The following is a 20,143-nucleotide window of genomic DNA, read 5'->3' as shown; positions in this document are numbered from 1 at the left end:
TCGGTATGCTGGTGTCCTGCCGAGGAGAGTGAAATGGCCTACGATTTTGACCTGTATGTAATTGGCGCCGGTTCCGGCGGTGTTCGCGCGGCGCGCTTTGCCGCTGGCTTTGGCGCCAAGGTGGCCGTGGCGGAGAGCCGCTACTTGGGCGGCACCTGTGTGAACGTCGGCTGTGTGCCAAAGAAGCTGTTGGTGTACGGCGCGCATTTTGCCGAAGATTTCGAACAGGCCAGCGGCTTTGGCTGGTCCCTGGGCGAGGCGAACTTTGATTGGGCGACCTTGATCGCCAACAAGGATCGCGAGATCAACCGCCTCAACGGCATCTATCGCAACCTGTTGGTCAACAGCGGTGTGACATTGCACGAAGGGCATGCACGCCTGGTCGATGCGCATCAGGTGGAGATTAATGGTGAGCGCTTCACTGCCAAGCACATCCTGATCGCCACCGGTGGCTGGCCGCAGATCCCTGAGATTCCGGGGCGCGAGCACGCCATTGGCTCCAATGAGGCATTCTTCCTTAAAGAGCTACCCAAGCGCGTGCTGGTGGTGGGCGGCGGTTATATCGCCGTTGAGTTCGCCGGCATCTTCCACGGCCTGGGTGCACACACTTCATTGCTGTATCGCGGCGACCTGTTCTTGCGCGGCTTTGATGGTTCGGTGCGCAAACATCTGCAAGAAGAGCTGACCAAGCGCGGCCTGGACTTGCAGTTCAATGCCGACATCGAACGTATCGACAAGCAAGCCGACGGCAGCCTCAAAGCCACCTTGAAGGATGGTCGCGTGCTGGAAGCCGATTGCGTGTTCTACGCCACCGGCCGCCGCCCGATGCTGGATAACCTGGGCCTGGAAAATACCGGGGTCAAACTGGACGAGCGCGGTTTCGTCGCGGTGGATGATCTCTACCAGACCGCCGAGCCGTCGATCCTGGCGATTGGCGATGTGATTGGTCGTGTGCAGCTGACGCCGGTGGCGCTGGCTGAAGGCATGGCCGTGGCGCGGCGGTTGTTCAAGCCCGAGCAATACCGCGCGGTGGATTACGCCAATATCGCGACGGCGGTGTTCAGCCTGCCAAACATTGGCACAGTCGGTCTGACGGAAGAGGATGCACGCAAGAACGGCCACAACGTGCAGGTCTTTGAAAGCCGTTTCCGGCCGATGAAGCTGACCCTCACCGATTGCCAGGAAAAGACCCTGATGAAGCTGGTGGTCGACGCCGACACCGACAAAGTGCTGGGTTGCCATATGGTCGGCCCGGATGCGGGTGAAATCGTGCAAGGGCTGGCGATCGCGCTCAAGGCGGGCGCGACCAAACAGCATTTCGACGAAACCATCGGCGTGCATCCTACGGCGGCGGAAGAATTCGTCACCATGCGCACGCCTGTGGCGGATTGATCAGGTTGGCTCTGCTGCCTCTGGCGCCGTTGCAACGACGGCCGCCAGGCGCAGGGCTTCGATGCTTGCCTGGGCCTTGACCAGGTCCAGTTCAAGCGCCTTGTTGTGCTGCTGGTGTTCCAGCAGTGCGGCCTGGCGTGATTGGCTGTCTTGCACGGCCACGCGCAGGCGTTCCTGGAGCAGGGTGCGCTCGCTGTCGATCTGGCTGAGCTGCTCCTTGAGTTTCAGCTGTAGCGCCTGGTCCTGACGAGTTTGCTCCTGCAGCGCATTCAATTCCTTGGCGGTCACTCGCTGCTCACTCAGCAGACGCTCGTTATCGCGATGCAACTGGGTGATTTCATCCTGGCGCACCAGCGCGCTTTGCTGTGCCTGACGCAGTTCGGCCTGAACCTGCTGCAACTGGCCTTCATGGCGACGCTGTTCCTGCCCGCGCTGTTCCTTGATGGCATTGCGGTAATGCTCAAGCGCATCACGGGCGTGCAGATGTTTTTCTTCCAGGGAGCGAATCTGCTCGTCCTTGTCATTGAGCCTTAGCTCGTAATCGCTGCACGCCTGGCTCAGCCCGGCGTTACGGGTTTGCTCGGTCTGCAGGCTGGTGCTGGCGGTTTGCAGCGCCGCGCTTTCTTCGCCCAGGGCTGCGGCCTGGATATCAAATTGCTGTTTGAGCTGGGTGTGCGCTTCTTCCAGGGTTTCTACCTGGGCGAGCAGGGCGGCTTTGTGTTGCTCGAATTGCGCCAGGGCCAGGTCGATCGGCTCCTGGGCCTTCTCTTTGAGGCGTTGGGACAGGCGTGCGACCAGTTCGCCAAGCTCATCGTCAATTGGCGCCTGGTTGATGGTTTGCCGCGTTTCGCTTTCGTCCAGCTCTTTCAAATAGCGATGAATCGTGGTTTTCGAGCCGGTATTACCCATTTCGATACGCACTGCATCGATGCTGGGGTTTTCGCCACGGGCGAGGATTGCCAGGCGTGCCGTTTGCACTACTGCTTTGTTTATGCCGCCACGAGCCATGGGGTCTCCGTCGATTTAGTACTGTGGTACATGGTATGTATATACATACTATAACATGGTTAAAAACTCGTTGAAATTCATGATTTAACAGATGGGATATTGGCGTATTATCCCGTGTCATCTGTGTTTTCCTCCGCCATCCATCTGTCAGCAGTACGAATAGACGCCTATGAGCGACCTGGACCGATATCTCAACGCCGCCACCCGCGACAACACGCGCCGCAGCTACCGTGCGGCCATCGAGCATTTCGAAGTCAGTTGGGGAGGGTTCCTGCCGGCCACCAGCGACAGCGTGGCGCGTTACTTGGTGGCGCATGCGGGAGTGTTGGCAGTGAATACCTTGAAGCTGCGGCTCTCGGCCTTGGCGCAATGGCATACCAGTCAGGGGTTTGCCGACCCGACGAAGGCGCCGGTGGTACGCAAGGTGCTCAAAGGCATCCGCGCCGTGCACCCGGCGCGAGAGCGACAGGCCGAGCCTTTGCAGCTCCAGCATTTGGAGCAAGTAATCGCTGCCCTGGACATTGAAGCCAAACAGGCCAGCGAGCATCACGACCCACCACGCTTGCTGCGGGCCAAGCGCGATGCTGCGCTGATTCTGCTGGGCTTCTGGCGCGGCTTTCGCAGTGATGAGCTGTGCCGATTAAGCATTGAGCATGTGCAAGCCGTGCCGGGCGCTGGCATCAGCCTGTACTTGCCGCGCAGCAAAAGTGATCGCGACAACCTCGGCAAGACTTACCAGACCCCGGCGTTGCTGCGGCTGTGCCCGGTGCAGGCTTATAGCGAGTGGCTCAGCGCCTCGGCGTTGGTGCGCGGGCCGGTATTTCGCGGCATTGACCGCTGGGGCAACCTGGGCGAGGAGGGCTTGCACCCCAACAGCGTGATCCCGTTATTGCGCCAAGCCCTTGAGCGTGCAGGTATTCCCGCCGAGCAATACACCAGCCACTCCCTGCGCCGGGGCTTTGCCACTTGGGCGCACCGCAGCGGCTGGGATTTGAAGTCGCTGATGAGTTACGTCGGCTGGAACGACATGAAATCCGCGATGCGCTATGTTGAAGCGACGCCGTTTCTAGGCATGACCCTGGCAACCCAACCGCTGATTTGAGATTTCTTCTATTAATACAGTCACCTGATAGAGAAAGCCAATCGTCAGCATCAGGTTTGCCAATGAGCCATCGACCGAAAGAGCCGGTAGGATTCATCTCATCAACTTCTTAACCCCTGACGGAGAGTCAACGATGCCTATCATCAACAGCCAAGTAAAACCGTTTAAAGCCACCGCTTTCAAAAACGGCAGCTTCGTCGATGTGACCGACGCTGACCTGAAAGGCAAGTGGTCGGTTGTATTCTTCTACCCAGCCGACTTCACCTTCGTTTGCCCAACCGAACTGGAAGACCTGGCTGACAACTACGCCGAATTCCAGAAGCTGGGCGTCGAAATCTACAGCGTTTCCACCGACACCCACTTCGCCCACGCTGCCTGGCACAACACTTCGCCAGCCATTGGCAAAATCCAGTACACCATGATCGGCGACCCAACCCTGACCATCTCCCGCAACTTCGACGTGCTGATCGAAGAAGCTGGCCTGGCAGACCGCGGCACCTTCGTGATCAACCCAGAAGGTCAGATCAAGATCGTTGAGCTGAACGACGGTGGTGTAGGCCGTGACGCTTCCGAGCTGCTGCGCAAGATCAAGGCCGCTCAGTACGTTGCTGCCCACCCAGGTGAAGTCTGCCCAGCCAAGTGGAAAGAAGGCGAGGCCACTCTGGCGCCGTCTTTGGACCTGGTCGGCAAGATCTAAGTCTGTGAACGCGTATCAAGGGCGGGTATCCGCACTTAAGTAAGCTGCATCCGCCCTCAAAACGCCCGGGCGAGATTCGCTCGGGCGTTTTTTTGTCTGCAATAAACCGAATGAACAGGAAATCGCCCGTATGTTGGATGCCAATCTTAAAGCTCAGTTGAAGTCATACCTGGAACGGGTCACCCAGCCGATCGAGATCGTCGCCTCCCTCGACGACGGTGCGAAATCCCAGGAAATGCTTGCTCTTTTGCAGGACGTAACCAGCCTCTCCACGCTGATTACCCTGAACACCGATGGCAATGATGCGCGCAAGCCATCGTTCTCCATCAACCGCCCGGGTGCCGATATCAACCTGCGTTTCGCCGGCATCCCCATGGGCCATGAATTCACTTCGCTGGTGTTGGCCCTGCTGCAAGTCGGTGGCCACCCGTCGAAGGCCAGTGTCGAGGTGATTGAACAGATTCGCGCCCTCAAAGGCGAGTTCAGCTTCGAGACTTACTTCTCGCTGTCGTGCCAGAACTGCCCGGACGTGGTCCAGGCGCTGAACCTGATGGCCGTGCTGAACCCCAACATCCGCCACGTCGCGATTGATGGTGCGCTGTTCCAGGCCGAAGTCGATGAGCGCCAGATCATGGCGGTGCCGAGCGTCTACTTGAACGGGATCAACTTTGGCCAGGGCCGTATGGGCCTCGAAGAGATCCTCGCCAAGCTCGACACCAGCGGTATCGAGAAAGCCGCGGAAAAAATCAGCGCCAAGGACGCCTTCGACGTCCTGGTAGTGGGCGGTGGCCCGGCCGGGTCTTCGGCTGCCATCTACGCGGCACGTAAAGGTATTCGTACTGGCGTGGCGGCTGAACGCTTTGGTGGCCAGGTGCTGGACACCATGTCCATCGAGAACTTTATCTCGGTACAGGAAACCGAAGGGCCGAAACTGGCCAGCGCACTGGAAGCCCATGTGCGTCAGTACGATGTCGACATCATGAACCTGCAGCGCGCCAGCAGCCTGGTACCGGCGAAAAATGCCGGTGAGCTTCACGAAATTCGCTTCGAAAGCGGTGCCACCCTCAAGTCCAAGACCGTGATCCTGGCCACAGGCGCCCGCTGGAGAGAGATGGGCGTGCCCGGTGAGCAGGAATACAAGGCCCGCGGCGTGTGCTTCTGCCCGCACTGCGATGGCCCGCTGTTCAAGGGCAAGCGTGTGGCGGTGATCGGCGGCGGTAACTCCGGCGTGGAAGCGGCCATTGACCTGGCCGGTATCGTCAGCCATGTCACCTTGCTTGAATTCGACAGCAAGCTGCGCGCCGATGCTGTCTTGCAACGCAAGCTCTACAGCCTGCCGAACGTGGATGTGATCACCAGCGCATTGACCAGTGAAGTCAAAGGCGATGGTCAGAAAGTCACCGGCCTTGCCTACAAGGACCGCGACAGCGGTGAGTTCAAGACCATCGAGCTGGAAGGCATCTTTGTGCAGATTGGCTTGCTGCCCAACACGGATTGGCTCAAAGGCACCGTAGAACTGTCGCCGCGTGGCGAGATCATTGTCGATGCCCGTGGCGAGACTTCACTGCCTGGCGTGTTCGCCGCCGGTGACGTAACGACTGTGCCGTACAAGCAGATCGTGATTGCAGTAGGCGAGGGCGCCAAGGCTTCGTTGAGCGCGTTCGATCACCTGATCCGTACCTCTGCTCCGGCGTAAATCCTGAGCTGAAAATGAAAAACCCCATGAGCGATCATGGGGTTTTTTTTATGCTCGATACGCTTACATCGGCGCCGGCTGAATGATCTCGACCCAATAAGCATCCGGGTCTTTGATGAACGCGAGGCTCTTCATGCGGCCATCCGTCAGACGCTTCTGGAAATCACAGCCCAAGGCTTCGAAACGTTCGCACGCCGCGACAATGTCCGGCACCGAGATGCAGATATGGCCAAAGCCACGTGGGTCGGTGTTGCCGTTGTGGTAGGCAAAGTCGGCATCGTTTTCGGTGCCGTGGTTGTGGGTCAGTTCGAGGATGCCCGGAATCGACTTCATCCACTGGGTACGCTCGGCGGCGTCGGCCGGGATCTGGGCCTTGTCCACCAGGGCCAGGAAGTACAGGCTGAATTCGGCTTCCGGGAAGTCACGTTTCTCGACCAGGGAGAAACCCAGGATGCGCGTGTAGAAGTCCAGCGACTTGGTGATGTCCTTGACCCGCAACATGGTGTGGTTGAACACGAAGTTCGCCGTGGCGTTGTCGGGTTGGGCGGTGACGCCCGGGAAGGTGTTCAATTCGTGCAGGCTCATGGGCCCTCCAGAAAAAATGTGAGATGAGCGGTCCATTGGCTTGCGGCCTGCCTCCATGCAGGCGGGCCATGATACGCAAGGCGCACCGGCTGCGCCAAATGAAAAAGCGCGCTCAACCCTTGCGGTCAGCGCGCGCCGGGCCGCACACTTTGCCGCTGGAACCTTGGGTGTTTTTCGCAATGATCGAGTTTCGTAGGCCGCTGTTGAGTGCTGTGTGCGTGTTGTTGGGCAGCCCGTTTGTGCTGGCCGCCGAGCCGCAGGTCCATTGGCCCAGCGGTTGGCAGGTCGAAGAAGTCGTGCCTGACGGCGAGCCCCCTGCCAAACCCCAAGCCGTGTCCCGGCAGCGAGCGATCAAGAATGATGAAAATGGTGCGACGTTGATGGTCATGGAGTTGACCGGAACGCCAATTGAGGCCGGCCATAAAGTTAATCTTGCTGGCGTGTTGCTGGAGATGCGCAAGTCGATCCAGAAAGACTTTGCCCGTGGCGGTTATCAAAGCGTGTGCAGCAAAATGCGCCCCACGACATTGAGTCGGCTTGACGCGTTGGAAACTACCTGTGTGATTACCGAGAACGGTCGACACGTATTGTCGCAAACATTAGTCGGTGCGCTGGATGTCGACAAAGCCTATGTTTTTTCATACGCCGGCCAGGCGCAAGCGTACGAGGCGAGCAAGGAGGAAGTCAGTTTGGTGCGTAACAGTCTGAAACTTTGACCCGCTCAAGCTGAGCGAATTTGAACAACATGAACGCTGATTTAAGTTCGATTTCGAACCGTTAGAGCAAAAAAAGCCCCGCGTATGCGGGGCTATTTTTTAGTACATGTTTCAGCCGCGAAGCCAGGAGTCTACAGTGGCAGCGCCGTACTCTTCTTTCCAGGCTTTGAGGCCGCGGTGGTTGCCACCTTTGGTCTCGATCAGCTCGCCGGTGTGTGGGTTGTGGTAAACCTTGACCACCCGTGCGCGGCGCTGTTTAGGCGCGGCAGCGGCCGGTGCGCCGCCTTTGCGTGGCGCGGGATCGAGGATAGCGATCACATCACGCAGGCTCTTGTCGTATTTGCCCATCAGCGTCTTGAGCTTTTCTTCAAATTCGATTTCTTTCTTCAGGCCAGCGTCGTTCTTCAAGGATTCCAGCTGTGCAAGCTGCTCTTGAAGGGCTTTTTCTGCTGCGCGAAATTCGGCGAGTCTGGACAAAATCTATACTCCAATAATGTAGTTGCTGATATCAACTGCAGACAAAGCTATAAGCCAAGAACGTTAAGCCACGTCAACGAAAAAGACCCTTCTGCGAGTTCTGCACAGGCAGAAAAAATTGTAGTAGTTAATTCAGCCCGAGTAAATCATGTCTTTTAAAGAAAGACCAATCTTTCATCATCGGTCGCGCAGGGCTATTCCACGATGCCCAACGATTTAATGAATTCATCGCAGGGTAATGGTCGGCCAAACAGGTAACCCTGTAGGAAATCCACGCCTTGGGCAACGAGGTATTCACACTGTTGGGCTGTTTCTACGCCTTCGGCAACAATGCCTAGATCCAGCTTGACCGACAACTCTATGATGCTGTCCAGAATATGCCGAGACAGCGCATCCGCACCGATCATGGCGACAAAGCTTTGATCGATCTTCAAGTAGTCGACATTGAAATTGCGCAAATAGCCCAAGCTGGAGTGGCCGGTGCCAAAATCATCAATGGCGATCATGACTCCCATTTGATGCAGCGCCTCGAACAGGCGACGGGTGGTCTCGGTGGGTTCGATCAACTCCCGCTCGGTCAACTCCAGCACCAGGGTGACCTGGCCGGGTGGGAACGCGGCGAGGAATTCCCGGCAGTCCTGCACCAGCGCCATATCCTGGCAATGGCGCGCAGTGATATTCACGCCGATATGAAAGCCTGGGCTGAAGCGCGCGGCATGAGGCGCCAGTTGCGCGGCAGTCTGGCGCAGCAGGGCACGGGTCATCGGCACGATCAGGCCGGAGTCTTCAGCCAGGGGAATAAACAGGTCCGGGCGCACCAGCCCTTCTTTGGGATGCTTCCAACGCATCAGCACCTCACACCCGGCCCATTGGCGGGTGTCACCGCGTACCACCGGTTGGAAATAGGGAATGAACTCATTGGCCCCCAAGGCGCGTTGTAACTCGTGGGTTGGCGCTGACGAACGTTTTTGCAGCCAGTGAGCGAGCAGCCCCGCCAATATCCCGAAGAACACCACCAGGCTGAACAGGGCCGGATACCGCGCCTGCATATAGCGCCAGACTTCACCCTCGGGCATTCCGGCCTCGACACTGTATTGATAGCGCTCGGAAGCCAGGCGCTGTGGCGCCACGGCAAATGTCGGCAACGCGCCTTGATGCACTTTGCCGTCGGCACCCAGCCAGTTCGGGCCGACGTGCAATACCAAATACGCGTAACGGCTGATCAAGCGCAAGGCGTTGGTGAGGTGGTAACCGTCAACCGAGGCAAACGCACCTTGATCGCCTTGGACCAGGCGGTACACCAGCAGGGCGGTATCGGGTGTGACGGGGTTGCCTTTCATCAACCACAGGCGCCCATCCACGTAGTCGTCGGGGTTGACGGGCGATTGGTAGCGACCGCCAAACAACGAGCTGCAATAGATGTTTTTCTGCCAGGACAGCGTGGTGGCCCGCACAAACGGCCGGCGCGTGACTTGTTCACGTAGCGCCAACTTGGCGGCGCTGTCACACGGTTTACCGGCCAGCGGCAGCAACGCCTGGGCAGCGATGGCGGTGTTGTCGAGCATCAGATCGAACTGGCGCACCGCTTCTTGAGCGGTTTGCGCCGTGCTTTGTTCAAGGGTGCGCTCGGCTTGCCAATACAGAATCACAACCCCCAGCAAGATGGGCAACACGCCGCTGGTTGCACTGATGAAATAGCGTGCGGCTCGGCTTCGTGGGCCTTTGACGGTCAGGGGCATAGGGGCGGTCAGTCGCGAGAAAAAGAGTGAGATATGCCGATGATAGATGGCAATACGCAGGCCTGCTCAGTTGTTTTGAGCGGGTTGACCTAGCCGTTCGGTCAGTTGTGGCGGGGATTTCATCTAGGCAACATAAACATCGTTGCAAGAAGTAAGAGACTCAGGACCGTACCCCTCCAGCCTCTCTCAGTGCCGTGCTAGCCCAATTTTGGCGGGACGGTCGGCGCGTGCCTTTCGAATCTCGGAAGCCGCCTTGCAGCCTTTTAACGACTCCACAGGAATTTGCAGCAATGAAAAAAATCGCACTGGCCGTTGCCTGGTTGATGGCTAACAGCGTTGTCGCTCTACCGGCGTTCGCGGCGGACGGCACTATCACCCTGACCGGTGAGATCACTGGCACCACCTGCAGCATCAGTGGCGGGGCAGGCGCTGCACCTGGCGCCGGGCCGGACTTTGCCATTGCGCTGCACAAGGTCCAGGCCAGCGCACTCAAGGCAGCCGGGCAGACGGCGGGGGTAAAGCCGTTCTTTATCCAAGTCGGCAGTTGCCCGAAGGACACGGTGGTCGCGGTGTTATTCGAGAGCAGCAGCCCGGCGATCAACCCGGCGACCGGCAACCTGGTCAATCAGGCACCGGCAACGCCGGAACCGGCAAAGTTCGTGGAAGTACAGATTGTGGACGGCGTCACCAACCAGCCCCTGGACCTGCGGCTGGGCCTGAGTTCGAGTACCGCGACAGTGCCTGACGGCGGCGCGGTGACGCTGCCATTTGCGGCTCAGTACTTCGCCACAGGGGCAGCGACCGCCGGCCCGATCAGCACGCAAGTGCTGTATTCCGTGACATTCCCCTGATCAAGGCCTGGGTGCCTGGCAATGCGCCAGGCCCTGTCTTGAAGGATGGACTCATGCTTTCTCGCACATTACTGGCGAGCCTCACCTTTGCGCTCATCGCCGGCTTACCGTCCACGGCCCACGCGGGAGTGGTGATCGATGGCACACGGCACATCTACCCCCAACAGCGCCGTGAAATCACCCTGCGCCTGAGCAACGACGATAAACGGGCACCGCGCCTGGTCCAGGTGTGGCTGGATCAAGGCGATGCCACTCCAGATCCCGCCCATAGCGACGTGCCGTTCAGCCTCTCGCCTCCGGTGTTTCGCTTGGACCCGGGTAGAAGCCAGGGGGTGCGGCTGGTCTACACCCAGGAGCCGCTGCCGTCAGATCGAGAATCATTGTTCTGGCTCAATGCCTTGGAAATCCCCCCTAACGTCAACGCGGCCGAGCTCGACGAGCAAACACCTGAGGGAAACCACCTGCAGTTTGCTTTTCGTATCCGCACCAAAGTGTTTTTTCGCCCCCGTCATTTGCCTGGCAGTGCAGACCAGGCCCCCGCGCAACTGCGCTGGAGTCTGAGGCGCACCGAGCGCGCAGCCGTACTGCGCGTACACAACCCTACGGCCTTTCACGTGACCTTCAACGAGGTGGCACTGGCGCTGGGGCCTCGGCCTGACGCCCACCTGATACCGGTACAAGAAGGCATGGTGCCGCCAGGTGCCAGCCTCGAACTGCCTGTACGCGGCAGCCTGCCGACGATCCCCGCCGACGCCCAGGTGCATTTCAAATACATCAATGATTACGGCGCATTCTCCGCGCCGCAGCGAGCGCCCCTGAAGTTTTGATTATGTCTGTTTACCTGCCATTTACTGGGCATCCCGTGTTTGTCTGGCTGTTGTGCAACTCGCGGCTGATGGTGTCGCTGGGTGTGTTCACAACCTTATGCTTGCCGGCCGAGGCCGCGCCACTGTTGTTTGATATCGAGGCGTTCACCAGTGGCCTTGCCACTGCCGTGGATATTTCGCGTTTCAATACGGGCAATGCATTGGCGCCTGGCGTCTACCGTGTGGATGTGATGCTCAATGGGCAATCCGCGGGGCGCCGCGAAATCAGCTTTGTCTCCCGGAAGGGGCAGGACGATGTCCAGCCTTGCGTGAGCGCGCTGGAACTTGCCCAACTAGGAGTCGTGCTGCCACCTGACAAACATAGCGCCGACACGCAGTGCCGTGAATTTACCCAATGGATCCCCCTGGCCAGCAGCCAGCTCGACATCGAGACCCTGACGCTCGACGTCAGTATCCCGCAGGCTCACCTCAGCCGTGCCGCACGCGGTTACGTTGACCCGGCCCGTTGGGACAGAGGGCTCGACGTTGCGCTGCTCAATTACACCTTCAGCGCCGCAGCGGTGACGTCGGGGGCGGGGGAAGGTCGGGGTTACCTGGGCCTCAACGGCGGCGTCAACCTCGGCGACTGGCGCCTGCGCCACCAAGGCGGCCAGGCCTGGACTTCCCGTGGCGGTCTGCTGCCTTATCAACACACCGCCACGTACCTGCAACGGCCCTTGTCGGCCTGGCGTTCGCAACTGACCCTTGGCGACAGCTTCAGTAACGGCCAGGTCCTCGACGGCGTGCGGGTGCGGGGCATCACCCTGTCGACCGATGACCGCATGCTGGCGCCGTCGCAACAAGGCTATGCACCGCAGATACGCGGCATCGCCGACAGCAACGCCACGGTAACGGTGCGCCAGAACGGCTACACGATCTACGAAACCCAGGTTGCCCCGGGGCCCTTTGTCATCGACGACCTATACCCCACGGGCTACGGTGGCGACCTCAATGTCAGCGTCACCGAGGTGGACGGGCGCCGCACCTCCTTTGTCGTGCCGTATTCCGTGGCCCCACAGTTATTGCGCCAGGGCGCCACTCACTACAGCACCACGTTGGGCCAAGTGCAGCAACGGGGGGTCAGCAAGACCCGCCCCATGGTGTTTCAGGGCACCTTGCAGCATGGCCTTACCGATGGCCTGAGCCTGTACGGCGGCAGCGCGGTTTACCAGGGATACTTGCAGGGCAAGGCCGGGCTGGCGATGAGTACGCCCATCGGCGCGTTTGCCCTGGACACCACGCACTCGCGCACCCGCATCGAGGGCAACGGGGTGGTTGGCGGACACAGTTGGGGCCTGGCCTACAACAAGAACCTGCCGTTTTCCGGAACCCATTTTGCGCTGGGCGCCTACCGCTTCTCCACGGTCGGCTATCTGAGCCTGCCGGATGCTTTGAATGTGCAGGAACTGGCGCGTCAGCAGGGGAACATCGAGGGCTATGCCCGACAGAAAAGCCGTCTCGATCTGACGATCAGCCAGCAAGTGGGCGAAGGCACCTTGAGCCTGTACGGCAGTTCGGTTGACTACTGGGCGAGCCGGCAAGGTCGCCAGACATCCTTCACCCTCAGCTATGGATCACGCTGGAAGCGGCTCAACTGGAACATTTCGGCGCAGCGCTCAAGGGTTAGCGACGCCGACCCACCCAGCGATCGTGACCACAGTGACGCGATCTTTTTCGGCCGCGCGTTGCAACCCGGTCGCGTCGATAATCGTCTGGCACTGACCCTGTCGATGCCGCTGGGCCAGGGCACATCGGCGCCGACTCTCAGCAGCGCGTTGTCGCGCGACACCGGCGAGTCAAAGGGCAGTCAACAGCAAGTGGGTATCAATGGCTTGCTCGGCGAGGCGTCAGAGGGGCACTACGGCCTGGCCGGCAGCCAGGGCACGGGGAGCCAGGCCGGTTCCAGCTTCAATGCCTACGCCGGGTATCGCAGCAGCACGGCCAACCTGCGCGCCGGTTACGGCCAGAGTGGCAACAACGCACAAGTGTCCATGAGCGCCGACGGCGGGCTGATTGCCCATGGCGGTGGCGTGACCCTCTCGCAAAGCCTCGGTGAAGCGTCGGCACTGGTGTATGCACCGGATGCCCAGGGCGCGCAGATCGGCGGGGGTGTACGCATCGACTCATACGGCTATGGCGTGTTGCCGAGCTTGCGGGCCTACCATCCCAATGACGTGGATATCGACCCCGAAGGCATGCCCATGGATGTGGAGCTCAAGGAATCGAATCACTCGGTGGTACCGACAGGAGGCGCAGTGTCGCTGGTCAAGTTCGAGACCGTCAGTGGCCGTGCGGTGGTGATCAAGGCGACCCATCGCAACGGTCAGCCGCTGCCTTTTGCCGCTCAGGTGTTCGACGAGCAGGGCAGGGAAGTCGGGGTGATTGGGCAAGCCGGCAAGGCGTTTGTGCGCGGCGTGGCCGACCAGGGCACGCTGACCGTGCGTTGGACCGAGGCGGCAAGTGACCGCTGCTATATCCCATACCGTCTGCCACCGCGGCCACCGGGGCACCGCCAGGAGAATGCCGACCAACTGGTCAGCCGGTGCCACGCCAACACCGCCAACGATGAGGTCAGCAGCCGATGATCAGCCCCGGTAGGCAACGTTTGGTAGGGCTTGTAATGGTGACCTGCATCGCCCTTGCCAGCGCGCCCCATGTCCAGGCCAAGGCGACGTGTACGCCCGCGCCGCCGACGGTGCTGTCGGTGCCGCGCATTACGGTGCCCGCCAACCCTGTGGTCGGTCAGGCCCTGGGAAACCCGGATGGCTACCCCGTCGAGGTAGCGCACGGGTTGAGGTGCACATATCCGCCCAACCTTATTGTTCGCTATTGGTCGTCCACGCGGATTGCTCGGGAGATTCCCTGGACGGGACGTAACTTCTTCCACTCAGGGGTCGTCATGCCGGTTCATCTGACCGGCGTGCAAGGTGTCGGGTTTGCGTTTATGGCGCAGGACCGTGACGTCGGACCGATGCAAACCGTGACTACCGGGGTCACAGTGTTACGTGGCCCGATCCATCCAGGTTTGCCTACGTGGGGCTTGCGCGGACGCTTGTTCTTGGTAGTAACCGGCCCGATCCAGGGCGGCACCATTACGCCGCAGACCTTCGCGGGCTTGTACCTGTACACCAGCGAGACGCACCACGCGTTCAACTTCGGCAGTATTGAAGTAGGCCCGCCGAGCAAGCCAACCTGCACGGTCTCCACGCCCTCCGTGGCGATCCCGCTGGGGGCGGTGGAGAGCCGTGCATTCAAGGGCATTGGCAGCGTGGCCGGCAATGCCACCCGCACCATCACCTTGCAATGCGCGGGTGGCGGGGGCGCTGACAGCGATGTGCTGTTGACCTTGACCGACCAGACCCAACCGGCCAATCGTAGTGACCAACTGACATTGACCGCCAATTCCACCGCCAAGGGCGTGGCGCTGCAACTGCTGTTTGGCAATCGCCTGATCAGCTACGGCCCCGACGCCGCCGCTATCGGCACGCCGAATCAATGGTTGGCAGGTAGCACCGGCAACGGCACCTTCCAGATTCCCTTGACCGCGCGCTACATACAAACCGGCGCCATCGTCCGCCCGGGCACGGCCAACGGGTTGGCGACCTTCACTTTGGCCTATCGGTAGTCGGCGTGATGATCCGAGTGTTATTGAACTGCGTGCTCGGTCTGGCACTGTCGGCATCTATGGCGAAAGCGCAGGCCGAAATCGTGATAGATCGTACCCGGCTCATTTACCCGGCCACCGCACGGGGAGTAACTCTCAACCTGCGCAACGAGGCGGACAGCCCGAGGCTGGTGCAAGTCTGGATCGATGAAGGCGACCCTCAGGCGTCGCCGGAACTGAGTGACGTACCGTTTACCGTCACGCCACCGATCCTGAGGATGGAGGCGGGCAAATCGCACGCATTGCGAGTGATCTATCATCCGGTTCCGCAGACTGCCACGACCGATCCCCAGGAAGTGGTGTATTGGCTGAATGTGCTGGGGATCCGGCCCACTGACGCGGCGAGCCATCAACTGCAATTGGCGTTTCGCACGCGCATCAAACTGTTCCTGCGCCCCAACGCGTTGCCAGGCAGGGCGGAAGATGCCGTGGCGGCGCTGCAATGGCAGCTGGCAGACGACCGCCCGGTGCTGCGGGTGCGCAACCCGAGTGCCTTTCATGTGACCTTGTCCAGCGTGGCGCTCAATCTTGAGGGCGTCGCATACCGCCACGAAAACCCACCGATGCTGGCTCCGCGCTCAACGGTCGAGTTGAGCATGCCGGGTTGGGTTGTACCGTGGCGAGGTACGCCGACGCTGCGTTTCACTACATTGGATGACAATGGCGCGACGCAGGAGAGGACGCAGCGCATAGGCCGGTAACTAAGTAGGCGAGGGGTACAGCCCTTGTGCCAGCGCGATGAATGCCAGGGCAGCCGGGGAAGACTGACGCCGATCCAGCACCGCCAGCCCGATCCGACGCGGTACCCGCGGTGCCAATGGCAACGCCACATAATGCGAGCCGGCATGTTCCGGCAGGGGAGCCTGCGCAACCACACACAAACCATCGCCCCGGCTGACCGCCTCCAACGTGCTGAGCAACACCAGCTCCGACGAGCCGGCTTCAGTCAGGATAAAGGGTTCATCGCAGAGCGCCTGCAAGGTCATGGCCTCATCGGCGCATAGGTATCTACACAACTTGGGTATGACGCTGAACCTGTGGAGAGGGAGCTTGCTCCCGCGACGGCCTGATAGCCGATGCTTATCTACCTGACGCACCGCAGTCCAAATGTGGGAGCTGGCTTGCCTGCGAAGACGGCCTCACAGTCAACGGATTGTGTGCATATCCATTGCTGCGGTAACGGCTGCTTAGGGTTCCGCTCTGACAGCGGCTCACTTTTGAAAAGCGCAAAAGTAAGCAAAACGCTCTTGCCCCACCACTCGGCACCTCGCTTAGGCTCGGTGTGCCCGTAATCCGCCAGTGATTTGGGGGGCCGCCGCCACGCGCCATCCATGGCGCGGGGCGGCTAAACCGGCATCCCTGCCGGTTTACCCCCCAAATCCCTATCGAATTCCGGCCAGCGTGGTTTAACGGGGCGCTTAAGATCAAAATCAAAAGCAGATCAAGAGCGACTCGCTTCGCATCGTGGATATCGGCTATCGATGGCATTCGTCGCATAGGCGCCAAGCGCTCCGGGGTGTTCATCGCGCTTAACCCGTTGACGGCAGTCATTTGCGGTACGGTGCTGCTGGACGAACCGCTGACAATGCCGATGTTGCTCGGCGGCGCAATCATCCTGCTGGGTATCTACCTGTGCAACAAACCCCTTGCGCGGGGCAGGGCAATGGGGATTTGATAAGAGTACGGACAAACCCGGTTACGCTGTGTAGAATCAGTTTACGCATACAAGAATATGGACTTGCGCTCACGCAAGCCTCGGCCGTCAGAGACTGATGACACCATGAAGCTACTTGGCTCCCCCCTCATCTTTGGTGACTTCCTCGCCCGCAGCGTGCGGGGCCTCTCTTGTGCGCCACCCTCCAGCCTCATCCTTGCTCGCAACTAATCAATTGCTACCTACAAGAATGATGAGGCACCGAACATGACCGACCAACTCGCAAACCCAATGGGCCTGATGGGCTTTGAATTCATCGAATTCGCCTCGCCCACCCCAGGCACCCTGGAGCCGATCTTCGAGATCATGGGCTTCACCAAAGTGGCGACCCACCGTTCCAAGAACGTGCACCTGTATCGCCAGGGTGAGATCAACCTGATCCTCAACAACGAACCCGACAGCCTCGCTTCCTACTTCGCGGCCGAGCACGGCCCGTCGGTGTGCGGCATGGCGTTCCGCGTCAAGGACTCGCAACAGGCCTACAAGCGTGCCCTGGAGTTGGGGGCCCAGCCGATCCACATCGACACCGGCCCGATGGAATTGAACCTGCCGGCAATCAAAGGCATTGGTGGTTCGCCGTTGTACCTGATCGACCGTTTCGGCGAAGGCAACTCGATCTACGACATTGACTTCGTGTACCTCGAAGGCGTTGATCGCAACCCGGTAGGCGCTGGCCTGAAGGTCATCGACCACCTGACCCACAACGTCTATCGCGGGCGCATGATCTATTGGGCCAACTTCTACGAGAAGCTGTTCAACTTCCGCGAAGCGCGTTACTTCGACATCAAAGGCGAATACACCGGCCTGACCTCCAAGGCCATGAGCGCGCCGGACGGCAAGATCCGTATCCCGTTGAACGAAGAATCGTCCAAGGGCGCCGGGCAGATCGAAGAGTTCCTGATGCAGTTCAACGGCGAGGGCATCCAGCACGTCGCGTTCCTCACCGACGACCTGGTCCAGACCTGGGACGCGCTGAAGAAGATCGGCATGCGCTTCATGACCGCGCCGCCCGACACTTACTACGAAATGCTTGAAGGCCGCCTGCCGAACCACGGTGAGCCGGTGGACCAGTTGCAATCGCGTGGCATCCTGCTGGATGGCTCGTCGGTTGCCGGTGACAAACGTCTACTGCTGCAGATCTTCTCGGAAACCCTGATGGGCCCGGTGTTCTTCGAATTCATCCAGCGCAAAGGCGACGATGGGTTTGGCGAGGGCAACTTCAAGGCGTTGTTCGAGTCGATCGAGCGCGACCAGGTGCGTCGTGGTGTACTGACCGCCGATTGATGACGGGTTAAAGCAAAAAAGCCCAGTTTTAACTGGGCTTTTTTGTGCGTGATGCATCGTGTTGCAAATGCCATGCGGTTTACTGGGAACAGGTGTTTCTTCAACAATCACACAGAGGGCAGGACGCAGAAAAACCTGCGCTTCCACTATGAAGAGGCTCTCTTATGAATGTGAATTCTCCTGCCCCTCAACGCCCGATCGGGTCACCTATATCCATGGAGCAGTCGGGCCCCGCTCGCAATGTCCGTTCAACCGGTGATGCAGATCCGGTCGATCAAGCGCGTAAAAAGTTTCTCGATGACAATGAAACCGAGTACTTGGGCGGCACACTCAGCGCAGAGGGATATCAGTGGGTGAAGGCAGCAGTCTCTCGCGATAAACCGGGTGTGCAGGTCTCGACATTTGCCGTTGATGGCGTTCAGTCCAACGACATGATGGTGATCAAGCACGTGCCGCCTACAGAAGAGGGGCCTAATCTCGTCCTGTATATGCCGGAAGAAGACGTGACATCGTTTCATGAGTTCAAAAATGCAGAGGAGATGACTGCCTGGCTCAAGGATGTGGCCAGCGACCCGACCGAGCGCAAGCGATTTACCGAGCATTTTTCCAGTGATAAAGCGCCGAAACAGGAGGATCGGGTTAACAAGAAGTTCGGCGAGTTCGCTGATGGCGACATCAATGCAGTCGTGGGCAGTTTTGGCTATGAGACGGGTGATATTTTCGAACGGTTGAACAAAGACGTTTCAGTGCCACCGGTTCAGATCAGTGGGCTGGTGCGCACGCAGCTTCACAACGTCACGCCAGATGGAAAAGCGACCTATATCGGGTATCCAGAAGATGGTAAGAAATTACTTTATACCTACGACGCTTATGGAAACATGCACGGCAGTAATGGGAAAGAATGGTTTTTCGCTCAAAACGGGTTGAACGACAACAAACGGCTGGAACCGATGACGCTTAACGAATTCACCAAGAAAGTTGCCAGCGTTTCATTGGACAATGCGGGCGCCAATGATATGCGCGGGCTCCTGGATGAGTTCGTGAGGCAACTCAGAAACCCGTTGCGCGGTATTGGAATGGCGCTCAAAGAGCTAGGCGTGCCTGGCGACGTTGCCACCTCCATCGAAGAAATACTGAAGAATCCAGTGAAAGGAACGCTGCTTGAATTGAACCATGACAATCGGATCGGCAAGGTGTTTGGGGTTGATAAGGAACAGATGGATGCCACCCTGGAAAGGGGGGGCAGTCAAGTCCAAAGCAATATTCCCCACTATGGCGCATGGAGGGATAGATTCAACGACGTGGCCGATGTCATCGAGGGGCAGGTCGGCACTTACAAAGAGCCGACCACTCAGGTGAAGACCTGATTCAATCCAGGCTGTAATACAGAGGGGTAAGGATGCCCCCATAACCCCATCCAATCCCAGCCGGCCTTTCAGGCTCGGCGCTGACGCACCAAGTGCTTGAACCCTTCATACACCAGCACCATCACCGCCAGCCAGATCGGGATATAGGTCAGCCATTGCCCACCCTGGATGCCTTCACCCAATAGCAACGCCACCGCCAGCAACAGCACCGGCTCCACGTAGCTCAGCAGCCCGAACAGGCTGAACGCCAGCAAGCGACTGGCAATGATATAGCTCACCAGCGCCGAGGCACTGATAAGGCCCAGCATGGGAATCAATGCATAGAGCTTTGGGTGCCCATCCAGCACGGCAAAGCCTTGTTCGCCGCTTTGTACAAACCACCAGGCCACCGGCAGCATCAACGCCATATCCAGCCACAGCCCACCCAGATGGTCGGTGCTCAGGTACTTACGCACCACGAAGTACACCGGGTAGCCGATGATCACCACCAGTGTGGCCCAGGAAAAACCACCGGCCTGATACAGCTCGTTCAACACGCCAAGCGCGGCCAACACCACGGCGATCTGTTGCAGCCGTGAGAGGCGCTCGCCGTAGACCAGGCGCCCGGTGAGCACCATGGTCAACGGCAGCAGGAAATACCCCACCGACACGTCCAGGCTGCGCCCATTGAGCGGCGCCCACATGAACAGCCACAACTGCACGCCGAGCAGGGCAGACGACACCAGCACGCCGCCAATCAGCCGTGGCTTAGCCGCCAGCATGCGCAGCAGTTCCCACACCCTGCGCCACTCACCGCTGACAATCATGAACACCGTCATGCAGGGCACGGTGAGCAACATGCGCCAGCCGAAAATTTCCAGGCCACTCAAGGGGGTAAGCAGCGATGTGAAGTAATACATCACCGCAAACAACACCGAGGCCAAGACCGATAACACCACACCTTTAGACACACTGTCCTCGCGAAAGCCGATTATTTCGTCGGCAG

At 59.4% G+C, this 20,143-nt stretch carries 17 protein-coding genes and 2 pseudogenes; 13 read left to right on the top strand and 6 right to left on the bottom strand.

Annotation, left to right across the window (positions count from 1 at the left end):
* Positions 1 to 33 precede the first annotated feature (33 nt).
* Positions 34 to 1,392 (top strand): glutathione-disulfide reductase, encoded by a 1,359-nt coding sequence (gene gorA / locus MF6394_RS16085; protein WP_044273907.1) that lies wholly within the window; start codon positions 34 to 36, stop codon positions 1,390 to 1,392.
* On the opposite strand, the gene MF6394_RS16080 is transcribed toward gorA, so the two are convergent.
* Positions 1,393 to 2,400 (bottom strand): DNA-binding protein, encoded by a 1,008-nt coding sequence (locus tag MF6394_RS16080; protein ID WP_078467040.1) that lies wholly within the window; start codon positions 2,398 to 2,400, stop codon positions 1,393 to 1,395.
* 169 nt (positions 2,401 to 2,569) lie between these two features.
* Here MF6394_RS16080 and MF6394_RS16075 point away from each other — a divergent pair, with 169 nt between their 5' ends.
* From MF6394_RS16075 to ahpF, 3 genes are all read left to right on the top strand, one after another.
* Positions 2,570 to 3,502: a site-specific integrase gene (locus tag MF6394_RS16075; protein WP_078467039.1), complete on the top strand. Its 933-nt coding sequence runs from the start codon at positions 2,570 to 2,572 to the stop codon at positions 3,500 to 3,502.
* A 133-nt stretch (positions 3,503 to 3,635) separates the two neighbouring features.
* Positions 3,636 to 4,199 (top strand): alkyl hydroperoxide reductase subunit C, encoded by a 564-nt coding sequence (gene ahpC, locus MF6394_RS16070; RefSeq protein ID WP_003191303.1) that lies wholly within the window; start codon positions 3,636 to 3,638, stop codon positions 4,197 to 4,199.
* Positions 4,200 to 4,329: 130 nt separating this feature from the next.
* A complete protein-coding gene (ahpF, locus tag MF6394_RS16065; protein WP_044273902.1) occupies positions 4,330 to 5,895 on the top strand; it encodes an alkyl hydroperoxide reductase subunit F in 1,566 nt (521 codons plus the stop codon).
* A gap of 63 nt (positions 5,896 to 5,958) precedes the next feature.
* Here ahpF and gloA read toward each other — a convergent pair whose 3' ends face one another.
* Positions 5,959 to 6,480, bottom strand: coding sequence for a lactoylglutathione lyase (gene gloA, locus MF6394_RS16060; RefSeq protein ID WP_003191301.1), 522 nt, complete (start codon positions 6,478 to 6,480; stop codon positions 5,959 to 5,961).
* Between the two features lie 179 nt (positions 6,481 to 6,659).
* On the opposite strand from gloA, the gene MF6394_RS16055 reads away from it, so the two are divergent.
* Entirely contained in the window at positions 6,660 to 7,196 is a 537-nt protein-coding gene (locus MF6394_RS16055) for a DUF4946 domain-containing protein (protein ID WP_078467096.1), read from the top strand.
* Positions 7,197 to 7,307: 111 nt separating this feature from the next.
* Here MF6394_RS16055 and MF6394_RS16050 read toward each other — a convergent pair whose 3' ends face one another.
* Both MF6394_RS16050 and MF6394_RS16045 read right to left on the bottom strand, forming a co-directional pair.
* Positions 7,308 to 7,673, bottom strand: coding sequence for a histone-like nucleoid-structuring protein, MvaT/MvaU family (locus tag MF6394_RS16050; RefSeq protein WP_003191298.1), 366 nt, complete (start codon positions 7,671 to 7,673; stop codon positions 7,308 to 7,310).
* A 194-nt stretch (positions 7,674 to 7,867) separates the two neighbouring features.
* Positions 7,868 to 9,412 (bottom strand): EAL domain-containing protein, encoded by a 1,545-nt coding sequence (locus tag MF6394_RS16045; protein ID WP_003191295.1) that lies wholly within the window; start codon positions 9,410 to 9,412, stop codon positions 7,868 to 7,870.
* 290 nt (positions 9,413 to 9,702) lie between these two features.
* On the opposite strand from MF6394_RS16045, the gene MF6394_RS16040 reads away from it, so the two are divergent.
* The 5 genes from MF6394_RS16040 (at position 9,703) to MF6394_RS16020 (ending at position 15,494) form a co-directional block, all read left to right on the top strand.
* On the top strand, positions 9,703 to 10,263 hold the full coding sequence (locus tag MF6394_RS16040; protein WP_032897223.1) for a fimbrial protein: 561 nt from the start codon (positions 9,703 to 9,705) through the stop codon (positions 10,261 to 10,263).
* A gap of 53 nt (positions 10,264 to 10,316) precedes the next feature.
* A complete protein-coding gene (locus MF6394_RS16035; RefSeq protein WP_047710905.1) occupies positions 10,317 to 11,090 on the top strand; it encodes a fimbrial biogenesis chaperone in 774 nt (257 codons plus the stop codon).
* 2 nt (positions 11,091 to 11,092) lie between these two features.
* On the top strand, positions 11,093 to 13,714 hold the full coding sequence (locus tag MF6394_RS16030) for a fimbria/pilus outer membrane usher protein (protein ID WP_078467038.1): 2,622 nt from the start codon (positions 11,093 to 11,095) through the stop codon (positions 13,712 to 13,714).
* Positions 13,715 to 13,749: 35 nt separating this feature from the next.
* Entirely contained in the window at positions 13,750 to 14,754 is a 1,005-nt protein-coding gene (locus MF6394_RS16025) for a fimbrial protein (protein ID WP_161952163.1), read from the top strand.
* An 83-nt stretch (positions 14,755 to 14,837) separates the two neighbouring features.
* Positions 14,838 to 15,494 (top strand): fimbrial biogenesis chaperone, encoded by a 657-nt coding sequence (locus MF6394_RS16020; protein ID WP_161952162.1) that lies wholly within the window; start codon positions 14,838 to 14,840, stop codon positions 15,492 to 15,494.
* On the opposite strand, the pseudogene MF6394_RS16015 reads toward MF6394_RS16020, so the two are convergent.
* A pseudogene (locus MF6394_RS16015) lies at positions 15,495 to 15,797 on the bottom strand (LysR family transcriptional regulator substrate-binding protein); the annotation flags it as partial.
* Positions 15,798 to 16,267: 470 nt separating this feature from the next.
* Between MF6394_RS16015 and MF6394_RS16005 the strand changes: the two are divergent.
* The 3 genes and pseudogenes from MF6394_RS16005 to MF6394_RS15995 form a co-directional block, all read left to right on the top strand.
* Positions 16,268 to 16,468 (top strand): annotated as a pseudogene (locus tag MF6394_RS16005) (EamA family transporter); the annotation flags it as partial.
* 246 nt (positions 16,469 to 16,714) lie between these two features.
* Positions 16,715 to 17,791, top strand: coding sequence for a 4-hydroxyphenylpyruvate dioxygenase (gene hppD / locus MF6394_RS16000; RefSeq protein WP_032897233.1), 1,077 nt, complete (start codon positions 16,715 to 16,717; stop codon positions 17,789 to 17,791).
* A 164-nt stretch (positions 17,792 to 17,955) separates the two neighbouring features.
* The gene (locus tag MF6394_RS15995; protein ID WP_238597297.1) at positions 17,956 to 19,158 is read left to right on the top strand and encodes a dermonecrotic toxin domain-containing protein; all 1,203 of its coding nucleotides are present in this window, start codon (positions 17,956 to 17,958) and stop codon (positions 19,156 to 19,158) included.
* Between the two features lie 68 nt (positions 19,159 to 19,226).
* Here MF6394_RS15995 and rarD read toward each other — a convergent pair whose 3' ends face one another.
* On the bottom strand, positions 19,227 to 20,108 hold the full coding sequence (gene rarD / locus MF6394_RS15990; RefSeq protein ID WP_032897236.1) for an EamA family transporter RarD: 882 nt from the start codon (positions 20,106 to 20,108) through the stop codon (positions 19,227 to 19,229).
* Positions 20,109 to 20,143 lie beyond the last annotated feature (35 nt).

The organism is Pseudomonas sp. MF6394 (assembly GCF_002018845.1).
Taxonomy (GTDB): Bacteria; Pseudomonadota; Gammaproteobacteria; order Pseudomonadales; family Pseudomonadaceae; genus Aquipseudomonas; species Aquipseudomonas lactis.
This window is presented reverse-complemented; position numbering and strand designations above follow the sequence as displayed.